Here is a 14,922-nt window from a genome sequence, read left to right as displayed (position 1 = left end):
GAAGCTTATGTCGAATTATATAGGTATTCAGAAAATAGTGTTGGGAATTACAGCATGTTTGTTAATCATCAGTCCTGTATGGGCAAGGGATACAGCAGAAAAAATTGTTCGCCCTTCTTCAATGGGGTCGGGTGGTGACAAAACGGATATCAATAAAATTCGGTCCAAATTATTCAAAAGATTAGACAAAATCAAATCAAAGGCCAGAACGAAAGCGCGGGCGAAGTCTGAATTAGCTGAATATTATAGGCTAGGTATCGGTGTTCAGCGCAATAAACAAAAGGCTTTTGACTTATACAATAAAGCCTACAAAGCCGGCGACCCGGTTGCACAATACTATATGGGGGAGTTTTACCTTTACGGGTTGGATTTCGATAATGATGGTATTTTAGATTTTAAAAAAGACCCAGAAAAAGGCAAAGCCCTTAAAAAGAACGCAATGAAGGGGATCGCCAAACTGGCCAAAAAAGAGGATGGCGAAGCCCTCTATCTGATGGGTATGGCTCATAAGTCAGGCAGATACGGCCTGAAAAAAGATTTGAAAAAGGCGCGAAAATATTTTGATGATGGCAGGGAAGAACATTACCCTAAAGCACAGTATCAGTACGGTGAATTCTTATTAAAAGAAGGCAGGAAAAAACACCCTAAGGCCTGTGACCAATTTGCGCGTAGTGCCGCTGTTGATTTTGGCCCCAGCATAAATGCAATTGCTTATTGTCTACTTAATGGTCGGGGTCGTAAACAAAACCGTATCCTTGCCAATAAATGGTATCAGTTCGGAGCTCAAGGCCAGAGTATTCAATCAATGGTTCTTCTTGCAGAACGACATGCTCGGGCGGATGACGAGCAAAACTATATCATTGCAGCAGATTTTTATAAAAAAGCATTGCAGTTTACCGATAAGAGTGATGTGAAAGCATGGGTTTATTCTTCCATGGCAAAAAACGCCTATAAAAAGAAAAAATCACTATATTATAATTATGCACTGGGTAGAAACCTTGAGAACAAAAGTTATATCAACGAGGTGCAAAACAGTCGCGGAAAAACTGATGATGGTCGGGATCGATCTATTGGTCTAGAGCCTGGTATTTATACCCGCGATTATATACTTGATTTGGCAAAAAAGGCGAATTCCGGCCATAAAGGGGCGGCTGAATACGTTAAAGATTTCGTTGTAGCGGGATATATAAAGTCACTTGAAAATAATCAGTTTAGAACCCTAAAAGATAACCTGTCGAAAATGGGTACGCATAAAAATGTAGGGTTTCAATATTTAGCACTTGATACTGACAGTCAAACTTTATCACTGGTTCATAATTTTTCACATACGCATATCCGTCAAGAATATATTTCAAAATGGGATGTTAAGACAGGCGAGTTGATACATGTCGAAGCGTTGAACCTTTCCATAGATGTTATGACTATTTCTAAAAACGGGCAATATTATATGACCGAAGAAAGACATGATAACTTTTGGGAGCATCAATTTATTGATGTTAAACACGTATTATTAAAGGATACACGCACGCATAAAGTTATCCATAAACTGTCTGTTTCACAAAAAAAACATACGAGTTATGATAATGCACGATTTTTAGGGAGCGATAAATTTCTAGAGATCGATTATCAAGTTTATGATGAGTTTCTTGAAGCTTTCAGGCGTGAAAATCGGTTATTTAGTGTGGAAACAGGGGAGGTCCTAAGCACAGATAGAGGGGCTATTCGCCGGAAAATAAGTCCAGACGGCCAACATATAATCCGCATCATTCGGGTAAAAGATGAAAATTCAGAAGGCGAAGTGGTTCATTCAAAATTTCCGGAATGGTCGGACGGGGAAATTATTTCAAAAGATAATATGTTGAGATACGGTTTTTTCACCCCTGATAGTCGGTATTTTGTTATCTTTAACGATGCGTATGAGTTAAAAACTGGTGTCATGCATAAGGGGCATGCCACAGCAATTAACACATTTATACAACCAAATCATATTCCAAATACAAATTTGGTGATGGTGCGGTTTAAAAATTACTTTTCATTTTATGCAAATACTGATGATGCCTTGATTAAAGTTAAAGATGTTCCTCTTGATATAAAATGGAAAGATACAAAACAGTCGGAAAAAATCTCTACTGATTTTGGCCAGGTAGCTTTTCTTGGCGTAAGAGAGGGAGGTGATACTTCAGAAATATATATCCAATCTATTCACTTGCCGACTGAAGAAGAGGTAACGAAAAGCATTGCGGATTATAGAATAAGCCTGAAGAAGGACAAAGAATTTCAAGATGTTGCGGAAATGTATGAAGTTGGATTTGTGGATCAGGCGCTTGTGCGTATCAAATCGATCATTGATGCCTCACCGGGCGATTATAAGCCAGCATTAGACCTGTTAAAAAAACGCATGGAAATTGATGCATCCGCCATAAGTCAAGCCATGCAATATTCCATTACGGTTGCCCTTGGCATGGAAAATGATAAAGGCGTAGGGACAGCCGCGGATCAATTATATTGGTACGGGTTGCTCGCTAATAGTGCAGGACATCCACAACTGGCTGATATTGCTGCCGACTGGATTGAGGAACGCAAAGAAAAATTGACCAGCACAAAAGGCGGCGTGGATAGAGCCTTACAGCAAATTGCCTTATTACGGTCTCTGGCCCTAAGTAAACAGGGTAAAACAAATGAGGCTTATAACTTGTTGTTTAGTGAGGCTGCGTTTAAATCGGAAGAGCAGTGGGCTATCCGTCACATTGAATGGGAAACAGATTTGTTTGCCGATATTTTCGCTGAACCAAAAAAACTCGCTTACATCCTTGGCAAAAATGCTGAAGATTTACCCAAATTACCTAAAAAGCGTGTTAAGCCATCTGCCTTCTGGACGCTCGATGGACGGTTAATATCACTCGGTGAAGACGCAGTAGAAAAACAAGATGGAGGGGCCGTCATTGACTGACCCCCACAGGTGAGGGTCATCTCGCAAAGGGAGAATACAGTCTTGCCGTCTAAAGCCTTCAGAGCTGCATAATCAGGTTTTCTTAACTGACACAGGGTTTTAAATATTATAAGTAGGCTATGCGTTTAAAATACATTAGAGGGATGATACGATGGTTGCTTCACTTGAAAAAATTTTAGATTTAACTAGCCGTCAAGCCTACCTTCTCGATGGTTCAGAGTTAGGCTTATCTTCTTATGGCCTTATGCCAGATATGGAATCTTTCGAAGCGGGATTTATACAAGCCAAAGAATATCGAGAGCAAAATTCTGAGTATGATTGGAAACATCTATCGGCACTTCTAAAGGGTAAGTTAGAGGAATTCCTTGAATTTGAGATAGAAATTTCAGAGGAACAGATGGAAGAGCACGGCATAGATATCGAGGACTGGGAAGACATCCAGTATGTCGATGAAGCTCAGGAATACCTCTTCAAAGAAGTTATCGCTTATTTGGTTGATCCTTTTTTCTTTCACGACGATGACTGGGAAGGGCCACGAGATCATTTAGTAGAAGTTATGGAAAGCGATTTGCCCATGATCGTTCGATACCATGCGGCTGAAACACTTGAAAGTCTGGAAAATTTTTCTGTTCTAGGGGATGCGCTAGATCGGCTAATTGCCATTTGCGATAGTCTTGATCAGAAAAAAGAAAAATTCTATTTGCAAGAAGGGTTTATAAACACAATCGTCCGTATTTTGAAGGATCGATTTATCTGGGATGAAAAAATCATCAGGCTTTTTAAGCGTATGGGCATGTATGAAAATTTGAAGGACTATACAGCCTATTCATATAAAACAGCAAATTGGCTTATTGCACAGTATAACAACTGTGAGAGGGCTGAACCATTAGCTTCGGAGAATGCTCCTTATCAAAGACAGGGGGAAGGTGAGTTAAATCAAGGTCAAGTTCATAAAAATTTGCCTCTGTTGAAAGCTTTAGCCTGTAAGTGGGAAGAGACTGGAGGGCTTTATTCTTTTCTAATGACACTGATAAAAGATGATACTTTATCCAGTGATGCAAAAGCGCTCATTGTAACTGGCTTGTTTAAAAACTTTCCATCCAATGCAAACACAATAACTGCTGTAAATAGCTTAATACAGCAAGAGGGGCATGCCCTCTCCGATATAACAGTTATAGAAATATTTGGGGCATATTCTGATCAGGATTTGCCTTGTAAGCGTCATTTGATAGAAAAGCAGTTAGGTGATCGTTATGGAAGGTTGCCAGATCTCATCCGGATATATCTTCAGAGCTATGGCCTCAATGAGGAGACTTTGACTTTCTTTGAAGGCCTATTTGAAAAATATAAAGACGGACAATGGACAGCCATCTTAAATGCATTTTTGAACAATAATGCTGACTGTGAGGAAACTCGAAAAATTAAGCGCTTTTATCGACAATATATATAATATTATACTCTGAAGCCAAGGGTGTTTGGCTCCCGCTGCTTACACACTCATTAACCTGTCTAGGATGGAGGAAAAATGACCCTTAATTACGAAGATTACCCGGGGATTGATCCAGCTTATATTCCGGAATGGCGGGTTTACAGCCCCCCTGCGGGCGCAGGCGAGCATCTGAGGTTTTATGTTAAAGATGATGATCACCATTGGCAGCATGTCGCCAATTTCGGCTGGCCGGAGGATGATTGGTATTTTCGGCTGTGGTATGAAGATGGGATGGAAGACAGCTATGCTGCTTGGCAAGTGGCATCAAGTATTGGGTATTACCTTGTGTACCTCCCGATGCAAAAACTTCAAGCTCATCAGAAACGAGACGGTACTGTTCCATTAATGGATGCCGAAGAATGGTTTAAAAGCATATGGGTAGACCTTGTTGGGTATTGCAATTCTGCAGCTACCCATCATAGTGATGTTTTATGGCGCCATATCGCATCAGAATAGGGGGGCTCTTTTAGAATGGAGAGAGCCATTCTAAAAAATAAAGAGACACTCAGGTGATCTAATTCAAAATGAGAAGGATGAGACGGGCAGACGAGTAATTTCTTATTCATGATTGTCTATGACATGATGGCGGAGCGTAAGGATGTGTTTTTATGGTTTAGAGTGTCATGCTTTATCTTATGAAAATAACTCAGTCACATTGTTTCAGCATCGATATAACACACTGATAGACATCTTCTTTTTTGACAGGCTTTGTAATGATGCCATTCATCCCGATTGCCTCAAATTTATCAAGTTCAGTTTGCATGCCATGGGCTGTAAATGCGATAACAGGCGTTAAGTTGTTTATGTTTGACTTACTGGACTTGATAGTTTTAGTTACCTGAGTGCCATCAATATCCGGTAAACCTATATCCATGAAAATCAAATCAAAGCTCTGCCTATTTGTTATGTCTAAAGCCTCGGATCCCGAGCTGACAACAATGGTCTGAATACCCATTTTCTCCATCATCATCTTAATAAGTATCTGATTAGAAAGTACATCTTCGACTACTAAGATGGTGGGTTTAAAGCCTAGAATTTTAGAGAGATCACTGACATCCGATATTTTATCTTGATCATTCATTTTAGCGTTTTGGATAGATTTTGCAGGAATTTTTAACCAAAATTCAGATCCTATATCTACTTCACTGTGAACACCAACATCCCCAAGCATTAACTTTGATAATTGCTTACATATTGCTAATCCAAGGCCTGAGCCTTTAATGGAGGAGGGCTCTTTTTGGTCCGATTGTGCAAAGGCCTCAAAGATAAATTCATGGTCATTTTGTGAAATGCCCACACCATAATCCTTAACAGAAAAATAGAGAGTTGGCTTACTTTTTTGCATTTTTTGGGCATGGAGAAGTATGCGATCTGACCGAGAATATTTGAGAGCGTTCGAGATAAAATTATTCAAAATTTGACGCACTCTTCCTGGGTCGCCTCTGAAGTAACCATCTAGATTATTTCCAAGCTCTATATCTAAATTAATTTGCTTTTCCTCGCACTGAGGAAGCCAGAAGTATTGAACGTTAGAGAGTAACTCGGTGATGGAAAAATACTCTTCGTCCAATTTAAAATTAGCGTCCTCAAATTTTGAAAAATCGAGAATATCATTCAGAATTAAATTCAAGGAGTCACCACTTGTTACGGCCATTTCGACTAGGGCGGATGCTTTCGGGGTCATTTTTTCGTCTGCTAATATATCCAAACTACCGATGATTCCGTTGAGAGGGGTTCTTATTTCATGGCTAATGGTTGCAACAAACCTAGATTTCAGGTGACTAGCTTCTTCAGCTTTATTTTTTGCTTGTTCCAATTCTTTTTTGAGTTTTTTCAGCGTATCTAGTTTATTTTCAAGGTCTATAGTTCTCTCATGAACAGTTTCTTCTAGATTGTTTTTTATACTCTCTAACTCTTGATTTTTATCATAAAGCTCACGACTTTTATGTGTAAGCAATTCTTCCGCTTGCTTTCGCGCTTTTCTTTCTCTTTCAATACGCTTATTTATGCGCTCGATATTGGTCATTTTGATCCTAAGTGTTTAGAGTCAGTTTAAATTGGGTCTTATTTTTCCCATTTTCTGGTTGTAGGTCCAGACGGTCAACTTGAATATCTTCTTTATAGTGAAGAATGCAGCCTACAATTAAACCCTCGGCAAGGTCAGCAAAAGGGCGAGCTGATGTATAAATCATTTCCATTTTACTATTTTCATCTTCTCTACAATCAAAAGATGGCAATTCAGCTTCAGGGTAAAGTTTTTTTACTTCAACATGGATATGGTCTTCTATTGTCTGCAAAAAATCATACGATCCACGGATATCGATAAAAAAAGCAGGATATAGCTCGTAAAATCTACCAAATAAATGCTGACCAAATGTTTTGACGAGATCAGGAATTGAAACAGAAGTTTTAGTGCTTAAAACAGATACAAGTTGCAGGATTTCTGTATAATCATAATTTCCAACAGCTGTATAAGCCCCTTCACTTTCTAAAGCCTTAGCGCCTTCAATAAGTTCGTCATACATATCTGGCGAGAAAGACTCTTCAATAAATTCTTGAAATTCAGTAAATACAATTCCTAACATTCTATTCTCCTTAGTCTTAAGCTACTTTAAAATGGATGAAGAAAAAAGAACCATGGAATTTGGACGTAGTTTCCTTATCATAATGCAATATAAGCGGGTTAAGTCACAGAGAACATTGAAAATTTCATTATAACAACATATTGGTGTATGATGATTAAAACAGTGAGGTTTCAATAAGTGTCTCTTGATGATAAGCCCGATTTTTATACTAAAGTAAAAGAATTGAAGACATTGAATTCGGATATTCTACTTTCTGTTCTCTCAGACCTAGATAGTGACAGTCAGATCTTGCTTCTTACTCAAATTATTTCGGATTTAAATCTTGGCTTTGAGGATATATCACTTGCTTTAAAAACCAATGATACCTATCAGATGCACTCTGTAAGTCATCGGTTTAAAACCTTATGCGGGACCTTTGGATTCGACAAATTAGCACTGGCATCAGAGGCGGTCTGTGACGCTGAAAGAGAGGGGCAGATCCACACTGTCACTGTCATCAGCCATTGGCTAGCCGAAAATATAATGCCTGCCATTCATGAATTAAAGCAAGAGGATATCTATAAAAATGCCAACAACCTCGTATAAAATACTCATTGTTGAAGATACCTTAGCGATGGCTATTCTCTATGAAAAACAGCTGGCCTCTGCAGGGTATATAGTGGAAACGGCGTCATCATTATCCGAAGCAAATGAGAAACAATCTACTACACAATTTGATTTACTGTTGTTGGACTTAAATTTGCCTGACGGCGATGGTTTAGAATATTTGGAAAGAATTTTTGGTACTGATTTAGAGACATCAGCCATTGTTATCACTGCAGATGCAAGCCTCAATAAAGCGATACAGGCAATGAAATTAGGGGCCTTGGACTATTTGGTTAAACCATTTGCAGAAAGCCGCCTTATCACCACTGTAGCCAATACATTAGAGCGCATTCAATTAAGAGATGATCTTGAAGAAATTCGGGCAGTCACTCATGATAATCGTCACTTTCAGGATTTTATCGGCTCTAGTAAGGAAATGCAGAAAGTATATAGGACAATAGAAAATGTCGCGAAATCAAAAGCGACAGTCTTTGTCCTTGGTAATTCAGGCACTGGTAAAGAAGTCTGTGCTGAAGCGATCCATAAAACAGGTCCAAGGTCTGGAAAACCATTCATTGCTGTAAACTGTGCGGCTATCCCAAAAGATCTGTTAGAATCAGAATTATTCGGTCATCTTAAAGGGTCATTTACAGGGGCAATCTCGAATAGACTAGGGGCGGCAAAAGAAGCAAATGGGGGGACGCTTTTTCTTGATGAATTATGTGAACTCGATCTTAATTTACAGTCTAAACTTTTAAGGTTTTTGCAGACAAGCGAAGTGACTGCTGTGGGTACCAGTAAAAGTGAGAAGGTCGATGTGCGTGTCATTTGCGCAACGAATAAAGACCCTATTAAAGAAGTCCGGGAAGGTCGTTTTAGAGAAGATTTGTTTTTCAGATTAAATGTCGTCCCTATTAAATTACCAGATTTACAACTTAGGGGGCGAGACATCATAGAAATTGCTGAATATTTCCTTAAAAAATATAGTCTTGAAGAAGGGAAGAAATTCCTTGGGTTTACAAAGGAAGCAAGTGTATTCCTCAACTCTTATTCATGGCCAGGTAATGTCCGAGAGTTACAAAATACGATAAGGAATATTGCCGTTTTACATAATGATGAACTCGTCACGCCAGAAATGTTTCCAGAAATGTCAACTGGTGTTATCTCTACTTCAAATGCGGCTGTACCTCATTCCAATCAGGAAGACGAGAGTGGTCGCTTAAAAAGATTAAGCGATATTGAGAGAGAGGCAATTGAAGAACGCATAAAACTCTGTGATGGTTCCATTCCCCTCGCTGCCGAAACATTAGGTGTCAGCCCTTCTACTCTCTATAGAAAGAAAGAAGACTGGAAGGCCAATGCTAGCAAAAGTTAAGGGTTTATATTGCGCTTCAATATTGTATCTAAAATATCTAACTTTGTATTCACATATTCCTTAACACGTGGGTTCGATTCAATTGCCCGATCTGCAAGAGAGAGTGCATGGCCTAAGTTCTGATCAGCTTTAAAGAGGGCATAGGCTAAATTATTCAGGGCAATGTCATTTTTAGGTTCTATCTCAACAAGTTTCTCATATGTTGCAATATAGAGAGCAGTATCTATCTTTTTTCTTGAATGCATAGCAAGTATATATAAACGATCTCTGATGAGCGCTTGTTTTTGATCAAAAGATAGACCTTTTCGTTGTTTGAATTCTTGATGAGCTAAAGCATGCCACCAATTGACAAGTGTCTTCGACTTAATTTTATTTTGTTCGTAAAAACCTAAGGCTAATCGAGAGACTTGAGCGATTAATTCTGGTTTTGCTTCTACAGCTTGAATTAGGCTAAGTAATGCATTTTTTTCGTCTTGAAAGTAGGTATATGCAGAAGCCATCATTTGTTGAGCTGCAGGGTGCTGTGGTGTTTTTTGGATAATCGGCCTCAGCAATTTCATTACTTTAGCTTGGCTATTTTCTTCTTGGTAGCCAACTATTTGATTTGCTGCGTGTAGTCTTCGACCATAAGCATTGTCAGGTGAATTTTTTTTGAGATATTGAATATCATCATAACTCACATGCTTGCTTTCATAAATATGACTGATGATTTTCCCCAGCTTATTATCATATCCAAAGGAACGACAAGCTGGTAATTTTTTCTTCAATTTTAAACTCGCTTTGAAAAAATAAGAAGCTTGTTTTTTCTCATTGATATCGAGATATAGACACCCTTCGATGTAATCAATGATAGAAAGTCCTACTCTAAGAGAATTCATCTTAGAGAAACCATCTAATATCTCTTTCATATTTTTAACCCGCAGAGCTGAAAAAAGGGTTGCATAACGACTAGATAGAAAAACACCTTCTCTTCTGGCATAGTCCTGCTCATCATATTTTATCTTACAATTTCCATGAAAATGAAGCTGAGATAAACAGATAAGCAGACTATAGTCCGAGCGAGGAAATCCTGTATATTTATACGTAAGAAATTGTGTGGACAATTCTTCGTAATACCCTTCTTGCCAAAGCAATTTACCTAGCCTTAAAATTAAGTCTTGAGTTAAGTATCTGTCCGGTTGACGCAATAATGTTATCGCAGCTTTTGGAAGGCGATTGAATAAAGCTATTGAAGAATAAGACAAAAGATCATCTTCCGACATCTTTTGGGCGTGGCTCTTCAGTTGCTGATAGTTCTTCTGAGATAATTGGCCTTGAAAAAGTAAAGCAGCTAAAGAAAGGTATTCTTCCTTAGGGATAAATTGCTTATTTATGTCGAATTGTTCTTCAACTCTATTAATCAATGTCACTAGGAGCGCTCTTGCATAAGGACTTTTTTCAACTTGGAGATATTGATTTATATATGTGTCAACAGTTTCATAATCCTTCAATTTCAAAGAAGATGCGATCACTATTTTTGCAGCTTCAGGAGAGTGAATAGGCAAACTCATACGACGTGCAGTTGCCCATTTTTCAGCTAAAAAATTGGCTTTTGCGATCTCTAATGTCTGATAGTCATTATTTTTCAGACTAACCCCCATCCGCATCATCATCAACTGTGCTGGTAGATGCGTATTGGCTGGTAAGACAACAGACATTCTGGCCTCAGCCAAAAGCTCTATCATCTTTGGATCGTCTTTGCCTCGACAAGCAGAATTTGAAAAATATAGTGTTGAGAGTTTAACGACATCAGAATAATAGCCTTGTTCAGACTGTAATTTCGCTGAAGTCATTAAATTTGTACATTGATAAGATTTATACTCACGATAGGTGAATATACTAATTAGACAGAGAGTTAATATTGAAAATCCAATAAGTAATTTTTTCTTCATAGCAGAACTTTCTATCTAGAATATAGTTTTGACAAAGTCAGTAGCTGTTTGAGCAGCTTTTTGTGAAGAAACCTCACCGCTTTCAACAATTTGAATTCTCATGGTTCCCTTCTCTCCAAAATAAGTTTGTAGATCAGGCCGAAAGATCACTTCAGAAATTGTCTGTTTGGATTGAAAGCTTTCGCCAAGATAAATTGCACTGATTGCAGTATCAGAGATTCCCACTGTTTTTTTACGGGTCATAGCCCAGCCCAGCGCTTGAAAACAGTTTAAGCTGGAGTGTTTTAGGGCGTCTTTTTCATTACGATGAAAAATATATGTTACCTGAATTGTACGGTCGGTTGAAAGATTGGTGTATGTACGTCTCGTCACAAAATCAGCATTTAAAATTCTTAATTCTTCAGCTTGAATATCCTCTTCTTCGCCAATCCACCCAGATGTATAAATAGGAATATTAGGATTTAATTGATTGCTAGAGGTATCAGAGCGGATCATGAAAAATCCTGCTAATAGTGTTATCACGCAGCCAGTAGCGATCATCGACTTACTTCTTTCGAATGAAAAGGGTAGAGGTCGATCTTTCACAACCCATAAAATAGGCAGAATCCAAACCAAGACTGAAACGAATAGTCCCAGAAAATCGTGGAAGCTTTTTACCAGGTCTGCTTCCGCTTGCCAGTGCAAAAGCAGGAGCAATCCTATTCTCATCACATTAAACAATACGGCATAGGGTAAAGCTAAACTGATAAGAAAAAAATACCCTTTAGCACTTGTTGCTTTTTGACTGGCAACATAAATAAAACTCATCAAGGCTGGAATAAGTAGGAGAGTGCCACTGCAATTTTCGTTGATTGTTATCGCTTCGTTTCCTGCGATAATTTGAGAGCCTATATGATAAACATTGAGCGACATAAGCTGTGCGAGTTCTGTAAAAAAAACAGCTTCTTTTTGCGCGAGCCACAAACCAATGGATTTTTCTATCCCGTATGGCATTGGAACCAGTAATACCAATAGAATTGATAAGGAAAGAATTTGAACAGGCGTTAAATTTTTATGGGCAAGTCCGTATGAGAGTAAAAACGCTCCTCCTAATAATCTGAGCTTATCAAGTTCTAAGATAAGATATCCAATTATTAAGACGATAGCGAGAAGTAAAAAAAACCTTTTATCTAATTTTATAGATTTCAATGCAGCTGATTTCTGATCACTAATAACGATGATAATTGTTGCTAGGCTTAACCAAAAAAGCGAAACCCAGTCTTGATTAGCTTCTTTGATTAAAGGCCAGATCATTAGAATGGCAACCATTAAAACAACAACGGGCATCAACTTTTCACGGAAATAAGTCATATGTTAAACACCCTTTCTTCTGCGCAGCATCAAAAGGAGACCTGGACCAATTAAATAGGCCATATATCCAGGAAGAGGGACAGCATTAGAGATGAGTTGCTGGGTATTTGCTCTACCAATGTCCATAACGAATACGACGTCATTATAATCTTTATCGCCGCCGCCTGTTAGGTCTTCAACACCGACCAAAATATAGGGGCTATCAGGCACGGCTAACACAACAAAATGAGCGATCCCATCTGAGTTTTGTTCTGTGTCTGAATAAAAAGTTGTGCCTCCTCCGTTTGCCCCATTTGCAATTAAAAACAGATTCAGCTGTGTACCACTATCAAAGGTCCCTGCATCGACAAAATCACCTGAGAGAAGAGGCGCTCTATTTGTTCTGTTTCCTTCCCCCCCTTGCGAAAGGTAAGACGACTGTGCACTTGCGTTGGGAAAAATTAAGGCAGCATCCCCTGAGAGTTTGTCCGCGCTATCCCCAGTAAACATCCCAAGACTATTCGCATAACCTGCACCTTCACCGATAAAATAAATTCTGACATCGGATGTTTCTGATAAGATCAAATCATCAGGATTGAGAGCAATGAGGTTTACATTGTCTACTTTCTGATTTTCAGTCAGGGTTGCATTGACAATTTTTTGTAATCCTTCCAGGTCATTCGCTTGGAAATTATTTGACGCCTTATCGCTTGCTCTCTCCATAACAGGTGCAATGGCTGATAGACCATAGGGGCTAGCATTTGATTGTTTTGGTGATACTTCTCCAGCTTCACTGGGCTTGGAACTTATCGCTATGCCCAAGAGGATTGATAATAATATCATAGTTTTAGATCTCACGATTTAATCTCCTTTTAGAAATTTAATTTGCACGAATGGTTGGAGGACACCGCCAGCTAGAGTGAGCGTTGGTGTAATAGCCCTGATAAATTGGTTCCAGCTCTCGAGGGGGTGATCTGGGACATAAATCACATCATCAGGCATAAGCTGAAGGTCTGGGATTTTACCACGTAAAACCTGATTAGCATTTATCAGGATAAGCTGTCCCTCAAGAGCTGAATGGGTACGAATGATACGAACTTGCGACATGAGTGCTTTTTCTTCAATTTGCCCCCCTACTTGTGAGAGAGCTTTAAGCAATGTCATAGGCTCATTGGTGAAGGGAACAGCGCCTGGACGGACGACCGCTCCCAAAACGTAGGTTTTATTGTCTTTTTGACTTGGTATGAAAATCGTATCATCTGGATTCAGTTGAATATTATTCTCAATATTGCCATTGATGAGCAAGGCATATAAATCTACAGAGGCTATATCCCCTTTTCTCCATAGGCGGGCGCCTTGAAGATGGGCCATATCCGTTAGGCCTTGACCGAGGCTGAGAATTTGCATCAAATTCGTCGGGCCTGTCATATAGATCACCCCAGGCTTCTTAAATTGTCCGAGTAAGTAAACAGGCTGGCTTCTGTAATCTTCTATCGTCACTACAACCCAAGGATTTCGGAAATGCTTACTATACCCAGCCTTTAGCATTTGTTGCACTTGGGCGATTGTCTTATCAGCAACTTGAACAGACTCAAGATAAGGAACTTGGATAAAGCCAGATCCATCAACCGGAGCACGCATATCACTGAGGCCTTCTTCCCCAAAGATATTTATAGATAAGACATCCCCTTTTCCAAGGGTATAGGTGGGTTTCCGATCATCATCTGTTAAAACTGATACTTTCACAGATTCAATCTCTGCGACCGTAGGATCAATCCTTGATCCATAGGCTCTAATCTCCTTGGTAAAAGTCGTATCAGCCTTCTTAAAATCTTTTGTATGGATATATCCACCACAAGCTGAGAGCAACAAGAGTAACAGTATAGGCAAAGCGACCAAGACTTTACGGGATATCTTGTTCATAATCTTTTTAACGATAAACAGAGCTGTCATTAGCATGATGACACAGTCATATTGCCAGCTCTTCAGTTTTATATAATGTCTTTCTGCGTCAAAGCGGTCTTTCCAATCATTGACAACATTCTGGCTGTCAGCATTATGTAAAATTGATATTTGAGCTAAACTGCTTAAACCTGGGCGTACTGTGAGACGCTTATCAAAATCCGGAATTTTTGTCGAAAGTTCATCATGCAAGCTTTGCGCAATAGGACGCGGCCCGATGAATTCCATATCCCCGCGCATTACGTTGAAGAGTTGAGGAAGTTCGTCTAATTTTAAGTCACGAAGAACTTTTCCAATAGAAGTGATCATTGGATCGTCCTTTTCGACTGTTCGTGCCCGCGATTTATCCTTATCAGCCCCAGTTTTCATCGTTCTTATTTTATAGGCTGTAAAAGATCGCCCCTCTAAGCCTGGTCGCAGTTGTGAATATATAAAAGGCCCTTTAGAAGTGGCTTTCACACCAATGAATAAGATGAACCATAGCGGGCATAGAAGGATTAGCCCCAAGGCAGCCATAATTTTCTGAATATTTAACCATGTATAATCGGGCTCTTTTTTAACAAAGTGATTGTGTTTGAGCCATCCGGGTAAAGGGTCATTTTTAGACGGTCTGCGGCACTTCTCTGATATAGATATTGTATTTTTGTTAAGCATTATAAAATCTTTCGATGTTTATCATGCCTTGTTAATCGCAATGCGTATGCCATTTTAGTGTA

At 39.1% G+C, this 14,922-nt stretch carries 11 protein-coding genes; 5 read left to right on the top strand and 6 right to left on the bottom strand.

The annotated features are described in order from the left end of the window. The first annotated feature begins 7 nt into the window (after nt 1–7). From QGN29_RS02760 to QGN29_RS02750, 3 genes are all read left to right on the top strand, one after another. Complete coding sequence (locus tag QGN29_RS02760; protein ID WP_310799142.1) at nt 8–2,950, top strand: tetratricopeptide repeat protein; 2,943 nt, start codon at nt 8–10, stop codon at nt 2,948–2,950. 151 nt (nt 2,951–3,101) lie between these two features. Beyond that, nucleotides 3,102–4,400 carry a hypothetical protein gene (locus QGN29_RS02755; protein WP_310799141.1) on the top strand — a complete coding sequence of 433 codons (1,299 nt, stop codon included), beginning with the start codon at nt 3,102–3,104 and terminating at the stop codon, nt 4,398–4,400. 75 nt (nt 4,401–4,475) lie between these two features. Continuing rightward, nucleotides 4,476–4,895 carry a hypothetical protein gene (locus QGN29_RS02750; protein ID WP_310799140.1) on the top strand — a complete coding sequence of 140 codons (420 nt, stop codon included), beginning with the start codon at nt 4,476–4,478 and terminating at the stop codon, nt 4,893–4,895. Between the two features lie 190 nt (nt 4,896–5,085). Here the strand turns inward: QGN29_RS02750 and QGN29_RS02745 are convergent, their stop codons facing one another. Together QGN29_RS02745 and QGN29_RS02740 are read right to left on the bottom strand one after the other, a co-directional pair. After that, entirely contained in the window at nt 5,086–6,465 is a 1,380-nt protein-coding gene (locus QGN29_RS02745; RefSeq protein ID WP_310799139.1) for an ATP-binding protein, read from the bottom strand. Between the two features lie 7 nt (nt 6,466–6,472). Then, entirely contained in the window at nt 6,473–7,024 is a 552-nt protein-coding gene (locus QGN29_RS02740; protein WP_310799138.1) for a heme NO-binding domain-containing protein, read from the bottom strand. Between the two features lie 177 nt (nt 7,025–7,201). Here QGN29_RS02740 and QGN29_RS02735 point away from each other — a divergent pair, with 177 nt between their 5' ends. Then, nucleotides 7,202–7,609: a hypothetical protein gene (locus QGN29_RS02735; protein ID WP_310799137.1), complete on the top strand. Its 408-nt coding sequence runs from the start codon at nt 7,202–7,204 to the stop codon at nt 7,607–7,609. Further along, nucleotides 7,590–8,984 carry a sigma-54-dependent transcriptional regulator gene (locus tag QGN29_RS02730; RefSeq protein WP_310799136.1) on the top strand — a complete coding sequence of 465 codons (1,395 nt, stop codon included), beginning with the start codon at nt 7,590–7,592 and terminating at the stop codon, nt 8,982–8,984. The genes QGN29_RS02735 and QGN29_RS02730 overlap by 20 nt, the downstream gene beginning before the upstream one ends. Here the strand turns inward: QGN29_RS02730 and QGN29_RS02725 are convergent. The 4 genes from QGN29_RS02725 to QGN29_RS02710 are packed head-to-tail and all read right to left on the bottom strand — an operon-like array spanning nt 8,981 to nt 14,860. Continuing rightward, the gene (locus QGN29_RS02725) at nt 8,981–10,915 is read right to left on the bottom strand and encodes a hypothetical protein (protein ID WP_310799135.1); all 1,935 of its coding nucleotides are present in this window, start codon (nt 10,913–10,915) and stop codon (nt 8,981–8,983) included. The genes QGN29_RS02730 and QGN29_RS02725 overlap by 4 nt on opposite strands. Before the next feature lie 15 nt (nt 10,916–10,930). Continuing rightward, nucleotides 10,931–12,265 carry an exosortase-associated EpsI family protein gene (locus QGN29_RS02720; protein ID WP_310799134.1) on the bottom strand — a complete coding sequence of 445 codons (1,335 nt, stop codon included), beginning with the start codon at nt 12,263–12,265 and terminating at the stop codon, nt 10,931–10,933. 3 nt (nt 12,266–12,268) lie between these two features. After that, a complete protein-coding gene (locus QGN29_RS02715) occupies nt 12,269–13,102 on the bottom strand; it encodes a DUF4114 domain-containing protein (protein WP_310799133.1) in 834 nt (277 codons plus the stop codon). A gap of 3 nt (nt 13,103–13,105) precedes the next feature. Then, nucleotides 13,106–14,860, bottom strand: a complete 1,755-nt coding sequence (locus tag QGN29_RS02710; RefSeq protein WP_310799132.1) for a sugar transferase — start codon at nt 14,858–14,860, stop codon at nt 13,106–13,108. Nucleotides 14,861–14,922 lie beyond the last annotated feature (62 nt).

The sequence above is a fragment of the Temperatibacter marinus genome, assembly GCF_031598375.1.
Taxonomy (GTDB): Bacteria; Pseudomonadota; Alphaproteobacteria; order Sphingomonadales; family Kordiimonadaceae; genus Temperatibacter; species Temperatibacter marinus.
The sequence above is the reverse complement of the archived record's forward strand: the minus strand, read 5'-3'. Positions and strand labels throughout refer to the sequence as shown.